This window comes from Pelagibius sp. CAU 1746 (genome assembly GCF_039839785.1).
In the GTDB taxonomy this organism is placed as follows: domain Bacteria; phylum Pseudomonadota; class Alphaproteobacteria; order Kiloniellales; family Kiloniellaceae; genus Pelagibius.
This window is the reverse complement of record NZ_JBDOQT010000002.1, coordinates 103,235-118,425: the sequence shown is the minus strand read 5'-3', so window position 1 is coordinate 118,425 and position 15,191 is coordinate 103,235. Positions and strand designations below refer to the sequence as shown.

Sequence of the window (15,191 nt, the reverse complement as noted above, 5' to 3'; positions counted from 1 at the left end):
GCCATGGCACAGATCACCCTCGACAAGCTGGCGCACTCCTATTTGCCCAACCCCAAGAGCGAAGCCGACTTCGCCCTAAAGGAAATCGACCACGTCTGGGACGATGGCGGGGCCTATGCGCTGCTCGGGCCCTCGGGCTGCGGCAAGACCACGCTGCTGAACATCATCTCCGGCCTGCTGGTGCCCTCGCGCGGCAGCATCCTTTTCGACCGGGAGGATATCACCCACCTGGCCCCCGAGCAGCGCAACATCGCCCAGGTGTTTCAGTTCCCGGTGGTCTACGACACCATGACGGTGGCCGAGAACCTGGCCTTTCCGTTGGCCAACCGCCACGTGCCGAAGGACGAGATCCAAAAGCGCGTGGCCGAGGCCCTGGAAACGCTCGACCTCACCGGCAAGGCGCACCGCAGGGCGCAGAACCTGACCGCCGACGAGAAACAGAAGATCTCGCTGGGCCGCGGCCTGGTGCGTTACGACGTCAACGCCATCCTCTTCGACGAGCCACTGACCGTTATCGACCCGCACATGAAATGGCAGCTCCGCACCAAGCTGAAGGAGCTGCACCGCCGTTTCGGTCACACCATGATCTACGTGACCCACGACCAGACCGAAGCGCTGACCTTTGCCGACAAGGTGGTGGTGATGTACGAGGGCGAGGTGGTGCAGATCGGCACGCCGGAGGAGCTCTTCGACCAGCCGGCGCACACCTTTGTCGGCTACTTCATCGGCTCGCCGGGCATGAATGTGCTGCCTTGCCAGGTAGCGGGCAGCAAGCTGCAGCTCGGCGGCCGCGAAGTTGATCTGGGCTGCAGCTATCCGCAGCTCGCCGGCAAGACCGAAGCGGGTATCCGCCCCGAATTCGTGCGTATGGCCCCGCCGGGCCAGGGCCTGCCGATCGCCATCACCCGGGTCGAGGATATCGGCCGCTTCAAGATCGTGCGCGCCCTTTTGGACGGGCAGCGCTTCGACGCCGTGCTGCCGGAGGGCAGGGAAGTGCCGGAAGGCGCCAGCGCCGTCATCGATCCCGCCCGGATCAACATCTATCAGGACTCGCACCTGGTGCGTGCCCAGGCGCAGGGGGGCAACTGAGCCATGCAGAAGACCCTCAACAACAAGGCCTGGTTCATGGTGCTGCCGGTGCTGTTCATCGTGGCGCTGAACGCCATCGTCCCGCTGATGACGGTGGTGAACTACTCGGTTCAAGACACCTTCGGCAACAATCTCTTCTTTTTCGAGGGCACCCGCTGGTTCCGCGAGGTGCTGGCCTCGGAGCGTTTCCACGACTCGCTGCTGCGCCAGTTCTTCTTCACCTTCACCATCCTGGCGATCGAGGTGCCGCTGGGCGTCGGCATTGCGCTGACCATGCCGCGCCGCGGCTTCTGGGCCTCGGTCTGCCTGGTGCTCATGGCGCTGCCGCTGCTGATCCCCTGGAACGTGGTCGGCGCCATGTGGAACATCTATGCGCTGCCCGACATCGGCCTGCTGGGCTATGGCCTCAACTGGCTGGGCATTCCCTTCGACTACACCCAGCAACCGGTCTCCGCCTGGTTCACGGTCATCCTGATGGATGTCTGGCACTGGACCTCGCTGGTGGTGCTGCTGGCCTATGCCGGGCTGCGCTCCATCGACGACAATTACTACCGCGCGGCGCAGATCGATGGCGCCTCGCGCTGGGCCGTCTTCCGCTACATCCAGCTCCCGAAGATGAAGCATGTGCTGACCATTGCCATATTGCTGCGCTTCATGGACAGCTTCATGATCTACACCGAACCCTTCGTGCTGACGGGCGGCGGTCCCGGCAATACGACGACGGTGCTGTCCATCGACTTGGTGAAGGCCGCGCTGGGCGAGTTCAATCTGGGTGTCGCTGCCGCGATGAGCATCATTTACTTCCTGATGACGCTGCTGGTCTGCTGGCTCTTCTATACGCTCATCACCCAGGGAGAGAAGAAATGAAGCACCGCCGCTGGCTCGTGCCGACGCTCTACATCCTCTTCCTGATGCTGCCGATCTACTGGCTGCTGAACATGTCGTTCAAGACCACCAACGAGATCCTGGGCGGCTTCTCCTGGTTCCCGGCCGAGTTCACCGTCGACAGCTATGTAAAGATTTTCACCGATCCGACCTGGTACATGGGCTATGTGAACTCGATCATCTACGTGGTCCTGAACACGGTCATCTCGGTTTCTTTCGCCCTGCCGGCGGCCTATGCCTTTTCGCGCTACCGCTTTCTGGGCGACAAGCACCTCTTTTTCTGGCTGTTGACCAACCGCATGGCCCCGCCGGCGGTCTTCGCGCTGCCCTTCCTGCAGCTCTACTCGGCCATGGGACTGTTCGACACTCACATCGCCGTGGCGCTGGCGCACTGCCTCTTCAACATTCCGCTGGCTGTGTGGATCCTGGAGGGCTTCATCTCCGGCGTGCCGCGTGAGATCGACGAGACTGCTTATCTGGATGGCTATTCCTTCCCGCGCTTCTTCGTCAAAATTTTCATGCCACTGATCGGCAGCGGCATCGGCGTCACCGCTTTCTTCTGCTTCATGTTCTCCTGGGTCGAGATGCTGCTGGCCAAGTCGCTCACCTCGGTGGAGGCCAAGCCCATCGCCGCAGTGATGACCCGCACGGCCAGTACCTCGGGCTACGAACTGGGCCTGCTGGCAGCGGCCGGCGTGCTGACCATCATTCCGGGCGCGATCGTTATCTACTTCGTGCGCAACTACATCGCGAAGGGCTTCGCGATGGGGAGGGTGTGACTATGGGCCTTTCATGGATGGCCTGGACCTGGCAGACGGGGCTGTTCTTCGGCGTCATCGCGTTCTTCCTGGCGGGCATGACAGTCTGGGAGCTGAAGCGCCCCGGCGGCGCGCCGCGCCACGGTGTGCTGGGCCTCGACACGACGCGGGGCGACCGGCTGTTCATCTCGCTGCTCGGCAGCGCCTACATCCATCTCGCCTGGTTGGCCTTGGTTCCCTGGCCGCTGTGGTGGGCATTGGTGTTGTCCGCGGTCTATGCGGTTTTGGTTTTTCGTTACGTTTAGAAATTTTCGGTAGGTGCGGCGCTGCGCGCCGCATCCAGGTGTCGTCAACAAAACACAAGGGAGGATATCGCATGCGAAGGTATCTACTAACGACGGCGACGGTTCTTGCCATGATGGCAAGCGCGGGCGCCGCCAGGGCCGACATGGCGGCGGCCGAGAAATGGATCGACAACGAGTTCCAGCCCTCGGTGCTCTCCAAGGCAGAGCAAAAGGCCGAGATGGAGTGGTTCATCAAGGCCGCCGAGCCTTTCCGGGGCATGGAGATCAATGTGCTGTCGGAGACCATCCCGACACACAGCTATGAGTCCGAGGTCCTGACCAAGGCCTTCGAGGAGATCACCGGCATCAAGGTGAACCACCAGCTTCTCGGCGAGGGCGAGGTGGTGCAGGCGGTGCAGACGCAGATGCAGACGCAGCGCAATCTCTACGATGCCTACATCAACGACTCCGACCTGATCGGCACGCACTCGCGCCTCCAGCTCGCGGTCAACCTTTCCGACTGGATGGAAGGCGAGGGCAAGGACGTCACCAACCCGGGTCTCGACATCGACGACTTCATGGGGAAGTCCTTCACCACCGGCCCGGACGGCAAGCTCTACCAGTTGCCCGACCAGCAGTTCGCGAACCTCTACTGGTTCCGCAAGGACTGGTTCGATCGTGAAGACCTGCAGGCCAAGTTCAAAGAAATTTACGGTTACGACCTGGGTGTGCCGGTCAACTGGTCGGCCTATGAGGACATCGCCGAGTTCTTCAGCGTCCACGTGAAGGAAATCGACGGTGTGCGCGTCTACGGCCACATGGATTATGGCAAGCGCGCGCCGGACCTCGGCTGGCGCATGACCGACGCCTGGCTCTCCATGGCCGGCGCCGGCTCCAAGGGGCTGCCGAACGGCGTGCCGATCGACGAGTGGGGCATCCGCATGGAGGAAGGTTCCTGCAATCCGCAGGGCGCTTCCGTCTCTCGCGGCGGCGGCACCAACGGTCCGGCGGCCGTCTACGCCATCCGCAAGTGGGATGAGTGGCTGCGTCAGTACGCGCCTCCGGGTGCGGCCAGCTACGACTTCTATCAGTCGCTGCCGGCGTTGAGCCAGGGCAACGTGGCCCAGCAGATCTTCTGGTACACCGCCTTCACCGCCTCCATGGTGGCGCCGAAGTCGGAAGGCAACAACACGGTCGACGACGCCGGCAAGCCGCTGTGGCGCATGGCGCCGAGCCCGCACGGCCCCTACTGGGAAGAGGGCCAGAAGCTCGGTTACCAGGACGCCGGTTCCTGGACCATCCTGAAGTCGACCCCGACGGACCGCGCCAAGGCGGCCTGGCTCTATGCCCAGTTCGTCGTCTCCAAGACCGTGGACGTGAAGAAGAGCCACGTCGGCCTGACCTTCATCCGCGACTCTTCCGTACGTCATGCGAGCTTCACCGAGCGGGCGCCGAACCTCGGCGGCCTCGTCGAGTTCTACCGCTCGCCGGACCGCGTGCTGTGGTCGCCGACCGGCGTGAACGTGCCCGACTATCCGAAGCTGGCCCAGCTCTGGTGGCAGCAGATCGGTGACGTGAACTCCGGCGCCTTCACCCCGCAGGAGGCCATGGACCGTCTCGCCGGCGAGATGGACCAGGTCATGGCCCGCATGGAAGCGGCCGACAAGGCGGCCAACGTCTACGGCGGTTGCGGGCCTCGTCTCAACGACGAGCAGGACGCCTCGGCCTGGCTGGGCAAGCCCAACGGGCCCAAGGCCAAGCTCGCCAACGAGAAGCCGAAGGGCGAGACCATCGCCTATGAAGAAATCATCAAGCGCTGGCAGTAAGCCGGGCTTGAAGTGTCGCGCCGGGAGCCTTCGGGGTCCCGGCGCCCCCAAGTCAGCCGGCCTCGGGCGCATTCGCGCAGGGCCGGTATCGCAGGTCAGCTACGGCTGATGGGGCAGGCAGCGATGCCCCGCCCCGCCGCTTGGTTCAAGGCTTCTTCTTGTATCCAAGCTGCATTTTCCTCCAGAGTATACTCATGGGGCGGTCCATCTCGGGCCGCCCTCTTTTTTTGGATCTCATGATCCGCCTTGGCGCTGAGCGCTGTTGATCAGGGAAGTCAGGAGGTCGATGGAGGCGCCGCGGCGCGCGGCCTGCCCCCGGTCCTTCAGGTAGGCGGCGATGGCGGCATCGAGATCGCCGCCGGTCGCGGGGTACCCCAGGGCTTCGAGCAGCCGGGCGACCGTGGCGGTCGGTCGCCGCCCTACCGGCCCGCCCGCCGAGGGCAGGGTGGCGCGGCCCAGCCGGTTGTCGACGATCGCCGCGGCGGCGGCCTGGGTGAAGGCGGCGCTCTGGGCGGTGGAGCGCAGGTAGTAGTTGCCCAGCACGCGCAACTCGCCGCCGGTCAATACGAAGGCGGGCAGGGCCAACTCGCTGGGCGTGGCGCCGCAGACGCTGCCGAGACCGCCTGAATCCTCGCCGCAGCCGAAGTAGGTGGACACGGCATGGGGCCAGTCGGAACGGTAGCCGGCGCGCAGGTAGGCGGCGCGGCCGCTTTCGGCGGCGGACTTGAGGCGGCTGCTGTCCCACTCCATGCCCAGCCAGCCCGTGACGTTGCCGATCGGCTGTTCGAGAGACACCACCGCCCAGTTGTTGGTCAGGTTGATCAGGTTGGTGCCGCCCGTGGGGCTGAAGCCCGGCGCTGTGGTGAAACCGGCGACCGGGGAGTTGGCGAGGAAATTGTCCGACTGGTAGGCGGCGATGAAGTGCAGTTCCAGCGGGCGGTACCAGCGGCCGTTGCGGGCGTCGTAGAGGCAGCGCGCCTGCGTCAAAACCTGCTGCCGTCCGATGAGGATGCCGTTGCAGAAGGTGCGCCCGGCAACGTTGAGACGGCCGATGGCACTCCAGGGATACTCCTGCGCATCGACCTGGAGCCGGCCGTCAAGGGCGATCGGGGTGCCGGCGGCCGGGGGCGAGGGGGGCGGCACCACGCGGCCGGGCTCCGGTTCGGGCGGGGGCGCCGGCGGAGGCACCGCGCAGGCCTGGAGGAGGAGCAGCAGCGCTGCGGCGCGCGCGAACTTTCCGGCGCCGCGTCCGGTCAAGGACGTAACTCCGGTGTGGAGTCGATTCTGCCTATCGCTGCCGGGCATCTGCGTCTCCTTTGTGTCATCAGCATGACATCGGGCGTGAGGCGCCGGCCGCCGATGCGGCGGTGCTGTCGTGCTGCTATAGCAGACTAGCCGCTTCCCTGTTGCGAATCCTAGTATCAAGGTAAGCGATCGGGGGAGGAAAGGGCCCGCAGCCCCTTTTTGAATTCAACTGGGGCGGTCACATGGCCTATCCTGCGCCGGTCGCTTGCCAACACCGTGAAGGAGTAATCCAATGATGCCGACGCTCAGCCGTCTCGCCGCCGCGTTCCTGTTGTCCGCGGTCTTGACCCCCGCCATGGTGACAGGGGGTTGGGCGCAGAGCGGAACCGATGCGCCGGCGCAGCCCCGGGTGATCGGGGGGCCGCTGGCGAACGTCAACGTGGTGCAGATGTCCGTCGCGCCGCTCAGTCCGCAAAGCCTCGCCTGCGGATTTGACGAGAACCTGATCGTCGATTCCTTTCAGCAGCCCTTGGCGGAAAAAGGCATCACGGTGCAGCGGGCGGCACATGTCTGGATCCAGCTCCAGGCGACGAGCCTGCGCTATGAAGGCGATGTCTGCATCAGCTACATCGAGGCGCGGGCGATCCAGAATACCCGCTATTTCGACCGCAAGACGGAAACGGATCGCAGCGGCAGGGTATTGTTGTGGAGCGACAGCGGTCTCTTCGTCACCAGCCTCGCCAATCATGGCGTCACCACCAACATCGGCTGGCGGGACCTGGCGCGCAGCTTCGTGCGCAAGTGGTCGCTCGATCAATAAGCGGGGCCCGGCGGCGAGGGCCATCCAGGCTCTTGCATCGAATCGATTATAGGTATACGAACTAAGTATGCGCGGTGCCCGGCGTCGTCTTCGGGGGCCGCATCAGCACAGATAAACCAACTCAACGAGCCCCCGCCGCGACCTCCCCGGCGGGGGCATTTCCTGTTCCCTTTTCCGGCCGGATCCGCCGTGGCCATGCTGCCGTCCCCGCCGTTGCCGGCCAGGGGACATTGGCTTTGTTAACAAGACTTCAGGTATAAGCGGTTTGTGCCCGGTTCCTGAAAGCACAGTCCCCAAGGTAATGAGCGATGCAGCGAAGCGACAAAGACAAGCCCGAGGAAGCCTCTGCGCAAGGGGCCCCGCAAAAGGCCTACCGCAACCCAGATTTCCTGGAGAGTTCCCCTGCGCGCTCGCTGCGCATCCTCTCCGAGTACGTCGAGCCGGACGCGCGCTTCAAGCACTACAAGATCGACGACACCATCATCTTCTTCGGTTCGGCGCGCATCCTGCCGCGCGAGGAGGCTGAGCGCCGCTTGGAAGAGGCGCGCTCCAAGGGTGACGACCTGACCGTGGCGCAGCGGAACCTGGAGATGTCGCGCTACTACGAGGATACGCGCGAGCTGGCGCGTCGCCTGACCGAGTGGTCGAAGAGCCTGCAGCAGGACGACCGCCGCTTCGTCGTCTGCTCCGGCGGCGGGCCGGGCATCATGGAGGCGGCCAACCGCGGCGCCTCGGAAGCCAAAGGTCTCAACATCGGCCTCAACATCTCCCTGCCCATGGAGCAGATCGACAACCCCTACATCAGCCGCGAGCTGAACTTCGAGTTCCACTACTTCTTCATGCGGAAGTTCTGGTTCGCCTATCTCGCAAAGGCCGTGGTGGTGATGCCCGGCGGTTTCGGCACCCTGGACGAGTTCTTCGAGCTGCTGACACTGGTGCAGACCGGCAAGATCCGCAAGCACATGCCGGTGGTGCTGTTCGGCAGCCAGTACTGGTCGGAGGTCATCAACCTGGAAGCCCTGGAGCGCTACGGCACCATCAACGCCGAGGACCTGGAGCTCTTCTTCCGTACCGACTCGGTGGACGAGGCCTTCGACTTCATCACCGATCAGCTCACCTCCTACGCTCTCGACATCCCGGGCCCGCGGCTCTAGCGTTCGGGGCATGGAGCCTGAAAGCTACCTGCTGGCGCAAGCGCGCAACAACGCCTGGGCCAACTGCCGCCTTCTTCGAGCCTGCGCCAGCCTGCCGCAGCCGGAGCTGGAGGCACCGCGCACGGGATTCTTCCCGTCGCTGCTGGCCACCCTCAACCATATCCTCATCGTCGACTGGTACTACGTCGATGCGTTGGAGGGCGGCACCCTGGGGTTGGCGGCCTTCATCGACGAGGTGCCCTGCAAGACCCCCTCCGACCTGTGCCGCGAGCAGGAGTCCGTGGACCGGAGGCTGATCAGGCTCTGCGAAGGGCTGAACGAGTCGGCGCTTGGCGCGACGGTGCGCCTGATCCGCCGGGACGGCGACCGCTTCGAGCGTTGCGACCGGGTGCTGCTGCACCTCTTCGAGCATCAGATTCACCACCGCGGCCAGGCGCACGCCATGCTGTCCGGCACCTCGGTCGCGCCGCCGCAGCTCGACGAGTTCTTCCTGGATCAGGATGCCGGGATGCGGCGCGGCGACCTAGAGGCGCTGGGTGGGGCCACGCAGGGCTGGAGTGAGGCGGAACTGTGGGGCGACTGGCCCAAACCGGACGCAGGCTAGTTCGCCTTCTTCACCTCTTCGTAGCCGGCCAGCGCGCGGGCGCGGGCTGCCTTGTGGTCGACGAGAGGTTGCGGGTAGGTCTCGCCCAGCGCGATCCCGGCCTTCTTCAATTCTTCCTTCGAGGCTTCCCAGGGCTTGTGCAGCAAGTTGTCGGGCAGTCCTGAAATTTCCGGCACCCAGCGGCGGATATAGGTGCCTTTGGGGTCGAACTTCTCTCCCTGGGTGACCGGATTGAAGATGCGGAAGTAGGGGGCGGCGTCGGCCCCGCAGCCGGCGACCCACTGCCAGCCGGCGGCGTTGTTGGCGAGGTCGGCGTCCACCAGGGTGTCCCAGAACCAGGCTTCGCCACGCTGCCAGGGGATCAGCAGGTCCTTGATCAGGAAGGAGGCGGCGATCATGCGCACCCGGTTGTGCATCCAGCCGGTCGCCCACAGCTCGCGCAGGCCCGCATCGACGATGGGATAGCCGGTGCGCCCTCGGCACCACGCCCGGAACGCCGCGTCGTCGTCCAGCCAGGGGAAGGCGCTGAAGGCCTCACGCCAGGGCCGCTCCGGGAAATCCGGCCAGTGGAACAGCAGGTTATGGGAGAAGTCGCGCCAGCCGAGCTGGCGCAGGAAGGCCATGGCGGCGCCGTCGTTCAGCCTGCCCGCGTCGACCGCGTGGCGCGTCGCCTGCCAGACCTGGCACGGCGAGATCTCGCCCCAGTGTAGATGCGGGGAGAGACGGGAGGTGCCGGGCAGGTCGGGGCGGTCGCGTCCCGCCGGGTAGTCGGCGGCGGCGTCATCCAGGAAGCCTCTCAGCCGTCCGGCGGCACCTTTCTCGCCGGGCGTCCAGGTTTCCTTGAGGCCGCCCGCCCAGTCCGGCTTCACCGGCAGCAGGCCCCAGTCGTTCAGGGCGTCGCTCCGGACATCGGCCAGGCTTTCCAGCGTCTTCGGGCGCGGCAGGGCGGCGGCGGGCGCGCCGGCGGCGAGCAGCGCCTTCCAGAACGGCGTGAAGACCTTGTAGGGCTCGCCTTGGCCGGTTTTCAGCTCCCAGGGTTCCACCAGCAGGTTGCCGTTGAAGCTTCTGGCCTCGACCCCGGCGGCGCCCAGATCGGCCTTCAAGGCCTTGTCTCGTTCGACGGCGAAGGGCTCGTAGCAGCGGTTCCAGAACACCGCGCCGGCCCCGGTCTCCTTCACCAGCTTCGGCAGCACCTCGGCGGCCTTGCCGCGGCGCAGGCAGAGCGGCGCGCCGAGCCTTTTAAGATCCTCCGAAAGCGCCGCGAGGGAGTGGTGCAGCCACCAGCGTGCGGCCCCGCCCGGTGGCCAAGCGCCGGCGGCCTCTTCGTCCAGGATAAAGAGCGGCAGGATCGGCGCGCCCCGTTCGGCCGCGGCGGCGAGCGCCGGGTTGTCGGCAAGCCGCAGATCCTGGCGGAACCAGACGAGGCTGGGGCCGGGCATGGTCACACCAGCGCCTGCTTGGGGAAGGCAAAGAGGCCGCTGCGGCCCAGGAGCGTCGCTTGGAAGCCCTTCCTGAACAGTCCCGAGATCGCCGGGTCGAGGACGTTCAGACCCCCGGTGAAGGCGCCGAAGGCGGGCAGGATGAGGCGCCGGCCGTCGGTGACGAAGCAAGGGGCCGTAACCCGCTTGCCGCGCACCCTGACGGCCGCCTTGGGGTGGTAGTGGCCGGAGACTTCTCCGCCGCGGGCGCCCGGTGCCGCCTCGTGGCGGAAGGTGAGGGCGCCTTCGGTGATGTCCTCGGCGCTGCCGCCGCCCAGGTCCGCCGGCGGCGCCGGGTCGTGGTTGCCGGCGACCCAGGTCCATTCCAGGCGGGCGGTCAGCCCTTTGAGGCGCTCGCCCTGGGTCGGGTCGAGACGCCCGGCGGCCTCGCCGTCATGGAAGGAGTCGCCCAGGCAGATGAGGCGCTCGACCCGGTGGCGGGCGATGACCGCCTCCAGCTTGTCCAGGGTCGCCGCCGTGTCGTAGGGCGGCAGGAACTGGCCGCGCGCGGCGAAGGCGGTGCTCTTCTCGAAGTGCAGGTCGGCGACCACGGCGAGCCGCCGGGCCGGCCAGATCAGCGCGCCGGAGAGATCGGCCTGCAGCTCGACGCCGTTGACCACGAGCCGGCCCGCCTTATGAAGGGTTTCACTCATAGCGGAAGCTCCGCCTGGCCGATGCCGGTCTCCATGCCGCCGGTGGCCTCGTCGATGAGGGCCTGGGCGCCCTCGTCCAGCAGCTCGTCCAGTCCCGCGCCGTAGACCTGCTCCTTGCCGATCTCCAGCAGCACCGGCACCGCCAGGGGCGAGATCTTGTCCAGGCGGCGGCTGCGGATGCGGCCCTTCACCCGCTTCAGCATGGCGGCCAGGCGGCCGATGTCGGTCAAGCCCCCCGCGGCGTCGGCGCGGGTCGCCTGCAGCAGGATGTGGTCGGGCTCGTGCTTCCTGAGAACGTCGTAGATGAGGTCCGCGTTGAAGGTCACCTGGCGGCCCGACTTCTCCTGGCCGGGCGCGCGCGCCTCGATGAGCCCGGCGATGACTGCCACGTTGCGGAAGGTCCGGCGCAGCATGGAGGACTCGGCCATCCATTCCTCCAGGTCGTCGCCCAGCATGTCCTCGTCGAAGAGGGCGTCGATGTCGTCCGCCGGCTTCAGGCTCCACACGGCGATGACGTAGTCGGTGGCGACGAAGCCGAGGGGGGAGAGCCCGGCCCGCTCCATGCGCCGGGTCAGCAGCATGCCGAGGGTCTGGTGGGCGTTCCTGCCCTCGAAGCAGTAGGCGACGAGGAACTCCTTGTCGGCGCGCGGGAAGCACTCCACCAGCAGGCCGTCGGCGGGGGGAAGCTGGGAGCGCCAACGCTGGATGCGCAGCCACTCGCCGACGGCAGGGGGCAGGTCGTGACCGGCCTCCGGGTCTTCCAGGATGCCGCGCACCCGCTCGGCCAGGTGGGTGGAAAGCGGCAGGCGGCCGCCGGCGTAGGCGGGCACCTTGGGCTCGCCGCCGGTGGCGCGGCTCGCCACCGCGGTGTTCTCGCGCAGGCCCTCGAAGCAGAGCAGCTGGCCGGCGAAGATGAAGCTGTCGCCCGGCAGCAGGCCGTTGACGAAATGCTCTTCTACCTCGCCCAGTACGCGCCCGTTCCTCAGACGCACCTTTAAAAGCGGCGTCTCAACGATGGTGCCGACGTTCATGCGGTAGCGCCGTACATGGTCGTTGTTGGTAACCCGGTAAAAGCCTTCCTTATCAAGGCTTAAGCGGCGGTAGCGCTGATAGCTCTTCAGTGCGTAGCCGCCTGTCGCCACAAACTCAAGTGTGCGGGTAAAAGTATTTTTATTCAATTGTTTATATGGAAAAGCTGAAGTGATTTCCCGGTAAAGCCGATCGGCGTCGAAGGGCCCGGCGCAGGCCGTGCCGAGGATGTGTTGAGACAACACATCAAGTCCGCCGGGGCGCGGCGGGTCGCCGTCCAGGGAGCGGGCACGCACGGCCTCCAGGGCGGCGCGGCACTCCAAGACCTCGAAGCGATTGGCGGGGACCAGCAGGGCGCGGCTCGGCTGGTCGAGCCGGTGGTTGGCGCGGCCGATCCTCTGCAGCAGCCGGGCCGAGCCCTTGGGCGCGCCGACCTGCACCACCAGGTCGACGGCGGCCCAGTCGATGCCGAGGTCGAGGGAGGAGGTGGCGACCACCGCGCGCAGCTTGCCCGCCGCCATGGCGGCTTCCACCTTGCGGCGCTGCTCGACGGCCAGACTGCCGTGGTGCAGTGCGATGGGCAGGCCGTCGTCGTTCAGGTGCCACAGCTCCTGGAACACAATCTCCGCCTGGGCGCGGGTGTTGACGAAGACCAGGGTGGTGCCCGCCTGGCGGATGCGCTGGTAGACCTCTTCCAGGGCGTGGACCGCCATGTGGCCGGACCAGGGCAGGTACTCCCGGGTGGTCAGGATCTCCACCTCCGCCTCGGCGCCGTCGCGGCCGATGACCCGTCGCACCCCTGCCGGGGAGGCATCGGGCGCCAGCCAGGCGGCCAGCCAGTCCGGGTCGTGCACCGTGGCCGAGAGGCCGACCCGGCGCAGGCCGGGGGAGAGGCTCTGCAGGCGGGCGAGGCCGAGCGCCAGCAGGTCGCCGCGCTTGGTCCCGGCAAAGGCGTGCAACTCGTCGATCACCACGCACTTCAGCCCGGCGAAGACCTGGGGCGCGTCGTAGTACGACAGCAGCAGGGCCAGGGACTCCGGCGTGGTCATGAGGATGCCCGGCGGGCGGCGGCGCTGACGCTGGCGCTTGGACTGCGGGGTGTCGCCGGTGCGGGTCTCGCAGGCGATCTCCAGGCCCATCTCCTCGATCGGCTGGGTGAGGTTGCGGTGGATGTCCACCGCCAGGGCCTTCAAGGGCGAGATGTAGAGCGTGTGCAGCCCGTCATGGGGCTCAGCGGCCAGGTCGACCAGGGAGGGCAGGAAGCCCGCCAGGGTCTTGCCGCCGCCGGTCGGCGCGATCAGCAGCGCCGACTGCCCGGCCTCCGCCGCGCGCAGCATCTCCAGCTGGTGCGGGTGCGGCGCCCAGCCGCGCGCCCGGAACCACGCCGCGAAGATCGGCGGCAGGGCATCCAGGTTCGTCTCGGGCAGAAGGGCGGGCTGGCTCACGGCAGCAAAGATAGACCGGCGGCCGGGGCGGGTGAAGGGCGATGATGCCGTTTTGTTCTCTTTTGCCCCACCTCGGTCGTTATGCTGGGGCTTGACCCGAGCATCCATGGATCAGCCGACGCGCTGCGGCGGAATGGACCCTCGGGTCAAGCCCGAGGGTGACGATGGGAGAGGCTGCGGGATCGGTGCCAAGTCTGGTACGAATAGGGCCGAGTTTTGGTGCAAGGGGTTTTCGATGACGGACCACAAACTCCGCGCCGCCGACTTGGTGGCGCGGCGTCTCTACGAGGCGGGCTGCCGCTATGCCTTCGGCATCCCGGGGGGCGAGGTGCTGACCCTGGTGGACGCGCTGGAGGCGGCGGGGATCACGTTCATCCTGGCCAAGCACGAGAACGCCGCCGGCTTCATGGCCGAGGGGGTGTGGCAGCGCACGGGGGCGCCGGGCATCCTGGTGGCGACCGTGGGGCCGGGGGTGGTCAACGGCGTGAACGTGGTCGCCAACGCCGAGCAGGACCGGGTGCCGTTCATCGTGCTGACCGGCTGCGTCGACGAGACCGCGGCGCTGACCTACACCCACCAGGTTCTCGACCATCAGCAGGTGCTACGACCCGTCACCAAGGCGTCCTTCCGCCTGACCGCTGAGGGGGCGGACGTCATCGCCGACAAGGCGCTCGCCATCGCCACCGACCCCCGCGCCGGGCCGGTGCACATCGACGTGCCCATTGCGGTGGCCGAGCAGGCGGTGGCGCCGGCGCGCCTGCGCCGCCGCCCGCCCGCCGCGCCCGCCGCCCCGGCGCCGGGCCACGAGCTGGACCGGGCGCGGCTCTGGTTGGAGGACGCCAAGCGCCCGGTGATGATCGTCGGCCTCGACGCGCTGGCCGACGACGCGGGCGAGGAGATCCTCGCCTTCTGCGAAATCTTCTCTATCCCCTTCGTCACCACCTACAAGGCCAAGGGCATCGTCTCGGAAGAGCATCCGCTCTGTCTCGGCGCGGCGGGGCTGTCGCCCAAGGCCGACGCCCTGCTGCTGCCCTTCGTGAGCCAAGCCGACCTCATCCTTTGCCTCGGCTACGATCCCATCGAGATGCGCGCCGGCTGGTGCGAGCCCTGGGACCCGGAGGCGGTGCACGTCATCGACATCGCCGCCGAGCCGAACCGCCACTACGTCCACCAGGCGGGGATCAACTTCGTCACCCATTGCGGCAAGGCCCTGGAGGCGCTGGGCCATGGCGCGGCGCCGCAGGCGACCTGGGAGCTGGGCGAGGTCGAGGTGCTGAAGGGCGCGCTCGCCGAGGCCTTCCCGCGCGACGAGGCCTGGGGGCCGGCCGCCGTCATCGACACCTGCCGCCGGGTGCTGCCCAAGGAGACCGTGGCGACCTGCGACACCGGCGCCCACCGCATCCTGCTGGCGCAGATGTGGGAGACCTACGAGCCCAAGACGCTGCTGCAGTCGACGGGCCTCTGCACCATGGGCTGCGCCCTGCCGCTGGCGATCGGCGCGCAGCTTGCCGAGCCGGAGCGCCCGGTGATCGCCTTCACCGGCGACGCCGGGTTGCTCATGGTGGCGGGCGAGCTGTCGACGGCGGCGGAACTCGCCTCGCGCGTCGTGGTGGTGGTCTTCGTCGATTCCAGCCTGGCGCTCATCGAGCTAAAACAGCGCCAGCGACAGATGGCCAACGCCGGGGTCGACTTCGGCAGCCACGACTTCGCCGCCATCGGCCGCGCCTTCGGCGGCCTGGGCCATACCGTCACCAGCCGCGCCGAGCTGGAAGAGGCCCTGGACGATGCGCTGAACGCCGAGACCTTCACCGTCATCGCCGCGATGATCGGCCGCCAGGGCTACGACGGGCGGTTCTGAAGCGTTGGGGCCGCACAGGTGTTGTGCTGCCTTCGAGAGGCGGGATAAGGACGAGTCTTGGAT

The 15,191-nt window shown here is 67.0% G+C and carries 13 protein-coding genes; 9 read left to right on the top strand and 4 right to left on the bottom strand.

The features are described from left to right. Window positions 1-3: 3 nt before the first annotated feature. The 5 genes from AAFN88_RS17485 to AAFN88_RS17465 all read left to right on the top strand — a co-directional run bounded on the left by AAFN88_RS17485 (window position 4) and on the right by AAFN88_RS17465 (window position 4,842). Complete coding sequence (locus AAFN88_RS17485; RefSeq protein WP_347521828.1) at window positions 4-1,089, top strand: ABC transporter ATP-binding protein; 1,086 nt, start codon at window positions 4-6, stop codon at window positions 1,087-1,089. A 3-nt stretch (window positions 1,090-1,092) separates the two neighbouring features. After that, window positions 1,093-1,956, top strand: a complete 864-nt coding sequence (locus tag AAFN88_RS17480) for a sugar ABC transporter permease (RefSeq protein ID WP_347521827.1) — start codon at window positions 1,093-1,095, stop codon at window positions 1,954-1,956. Continuing rightward, window positions 1,953-2,753, top strand: coding sequence for a carbohydrate ABC transporter permease (locus AAFN88_RS17475; RefSeq protein ID WP_347521825.1), 801 nt, complete (start codon window positions 1,953-1,955; stop codon window positions 2,751-2,753). Before AAFN88_RS17480 ends, AAFN88_RS17475 begins: the two co-directional genes overlap by 4 nt. A 2-nt stretch (window positions 2,754-2,755) precedes the next feature. Further along, window positions 2,756-3,037, top strand: a complete 282-nt coding sequence (locus AAFN88_RS17470; RefSeq protein ID WP_347521823.1) for a DUF2160 domain-containing protein — start codon at window positions 2,756-2,758, stop codon at window positions 3,035-3,037. Window positions 3,038-3,150: 113 nt separating this feature from the next. Continuing rightward, on the top strand, window positions 3,151-4,842 hold the full coding sequence (locus AAFN88_RS17465; protein WP_347522770.1) for an ABC transporter substrate-binding protein: 1,692 nt from the start codon (window positions 3,151-3,153) through the stop codon (window positions 4,840-4,842). A 234-nt stretch (window positions 4,843-5,076) separates the two neighbouring features. Here AAFN88_RS17465 and AAFN88_RS17460 read toward each other — a convergent pair whose 3' ends face one another. After that, complete coding sequence (locus tag AAFN88_RS17460; protein ID WP_347521821.1) at window positions 5,077-6,099, bottom strand: trypsin-like serine protease; 1,023 nt, start codon at window positions 6,097-6,099, stop codon at window positions 5,077-5,079. Window positions 6,100-6,379: 280 nt separating this feature from the next. Between AAFN88_RS17460 and AAFN88_RS17455 the strand changes: the two genes are divergently transcribed. The 3 genes from AAFN88_RS17455 to AAFN88_RS17445 all read left to right on the top strand — a co-directional run bounded on the left by AAFN88_RS17455 (window position 6,380) and on the right by AAFN88_RS17445 (window position 8,665). Continuing rightward, on the top strand, window positions 6,380-6,907 hold the full coding sequence (locus AAFN88_RS17455; protein ID WP_347521820.1) for a hypothetical protein: 528 nt from the start codon (window positions 6,380-6,382) through the stop codon (window positions 6,905-6,907). A 308-nt stretch (window positions 6,908-7,215) separates the two neighbouring features. After that, window positions 7,216-8,061: an LOG family protein gene (locus AAFN88_RS17450; protein ID WP_347521819.1), complete on the top strand. Its 846-nt coding sequence runs from the start codon at window positions 7,216-7,218 to the stop codon at window positions 8,059-8,061. 10 nt (window positions 8,062-8,071) lie between these two features. Beyond that, complete coding sequence (locus tag AAFN88_RS17445) at window positions 8,072-8,665, top strand: DinB family protein (RefSeq protein ID WP_347521818.1); 594 nt, start codon at window positions 8,072-8,074, stop codon at window positions 8,663-8,665. On the opposite strand, the gene AAFN88_RS17440 is transcribed toward AAFN88_RS17445, so the two are convergent. Genes AAFN88_RS17440 through AAFN88_RS17430 form a run of 3 tightly spaced genes read right to left on the bottom strand, consistent with a single transcriptional unit; the run spans window position 8,662 to window position 13,162 of the window. After that, window positions 8,662-10,104: a deoxyribodipyrimidine photo-lyase gene (locus AAFN88_RS17440; protein WP_347522769.1), complete on the bottom strand. Its 1,443-nt coding sequence runs from the start codon at window positions 10,102-10,104 to the stop codon at window positions 8,662-8,664. The two genes, AAFN88_RS17445 and AAFN88_RS17440, sit on opposite strands and share 4 nt — an antisense overlap. Before the next feature lie 2 nt (window positions 10,105-10,106). After that, a complete protein-coding gene (gene pdeM / locus AAFN88_RS17435) occupies window positions 10,107-10,796 on the bottom strand; it encodes a ligase-associated DNA damage response endonuclease PdeM (RefSeq protein WP_347521817.1) in 690 nt (229 codons plus the stop codon). Next, entirely contained in the window at window positions 10,793-13,162 is a 2,370-nt protein-coding gene (locus AAFN88_RS17430) for a ligase-associated DNA damage response DEXH box helicase (protein ID WP_347522768.1), read from the bottom strand. The genes pdeM and AAFN88_RS17430 overlap by 4 nt, the downstream gene beginning before the upstream one ends. A 343-nt stretch (window positions 13,163-13,505) precedes the next feature. Here AAFN88_RS17430 and AAFN88_RS17425 point away from each other — a divergent pair, with 343 nt between their 5' ends. Next, entirely contained in the window at window positions 13,506-15,128 is a 1,623-nt protein-coding gene (locus AAFN88_RS17425; RefSeq protein ID WP_347521816.1) for a thiamine pyrophosphate-binding protein, read from the top strand. Window positions 15,129-15,191: the final 63 nt, after the last annotated feature.

Bases quoted from the DNA above. Each gene is read 5' to 3' on its own strand.
- AAFN88_RS17465 (WP_347522770.1), top strand. From the start codon at position 3,151: ATGGCAAGCGCGGGCGCCGCCAGGGCCGACATGGCGGCGGCCGAGAAA.
- AAFN88_RS17455 (WP_347521820.1), top strand. From the start codon at position 6,380: ATGATGCCGACGCTCAGCCGTCTCGCCGCCGCGTTCCTGTTGTCCGCG.
- AAFN88_RS17475 (WP_347521825.1), top strand. From the start codon at position 1,953: ATGAAGCACCGCCGCTGGCTCGTGCCGACGCTCTACATCCTCTTCCTG.
- AAFN88_RS17445 (WP_347521818.1), top strand. From the start codon at position 8,072: ATGGAGCCTGAAAGCTACCTGCTGGCGCAAGCGCGCAACAACGCCTGG.
- pdeM (WP_347521817.1), bottom strand. From the start codon at position 10,796: ATGAGTGAAACCCTTCATAAGGCGGGCCGGCTCGTGGTCAACGGCGTC.
- AAFN88_RS17450 (WP_347521819.1), top strand. From the start codon at position 7,216: ATGCAGCGAAGCGACAAAGACAAGCCCGAGGAAGCCTCTGCGCAAGGG.
- AAFN88_RS17480 (WP_347521827.1), top strand. From the start codon at position 1,093: ATGCAGAAGACCCTCAACAACAAGGCCTGGTTCATGGTGCTGCCGGTG.
- AAFN88_RS17470 (WP_347521823.1), top strand. From the start codon at position 2,756: ATGGGCCTTTCATGGATGGCCTGGACCTGGCAGACGGGGCTGTTCTTC.
- AAFN88_RS17485 (WP_347521828.1), top strand. From the start codon at position 4: ATGGCACAGATCACCCTCGACAAGCTGGCGCACTCCTATTTGCCCAAC.
- AAFN88_RS17425 (WP_347521816.1), top strand. From the start codon at position 13,506: ATGACGGACCACAAACTCCGCGCCGCCGACTTGGTGGCGCGGCGTCTC.
- AAFN88_RS17440 (WP_347522769.1), bottom strand. From the start codon at position 10,104: ATGCCCGGCCCCAGCCTCGTCTGGTTCCGCCAGGATCTGCGGCTTGCC.
- AAFN88_RS17430 (WP_347522768.1), bottom strand. From the start codon at position 13,162: ATGCTGCGCGCGGCGGAGGCCGGGCAGTCGGCGCTGCTGATCGCGCCG.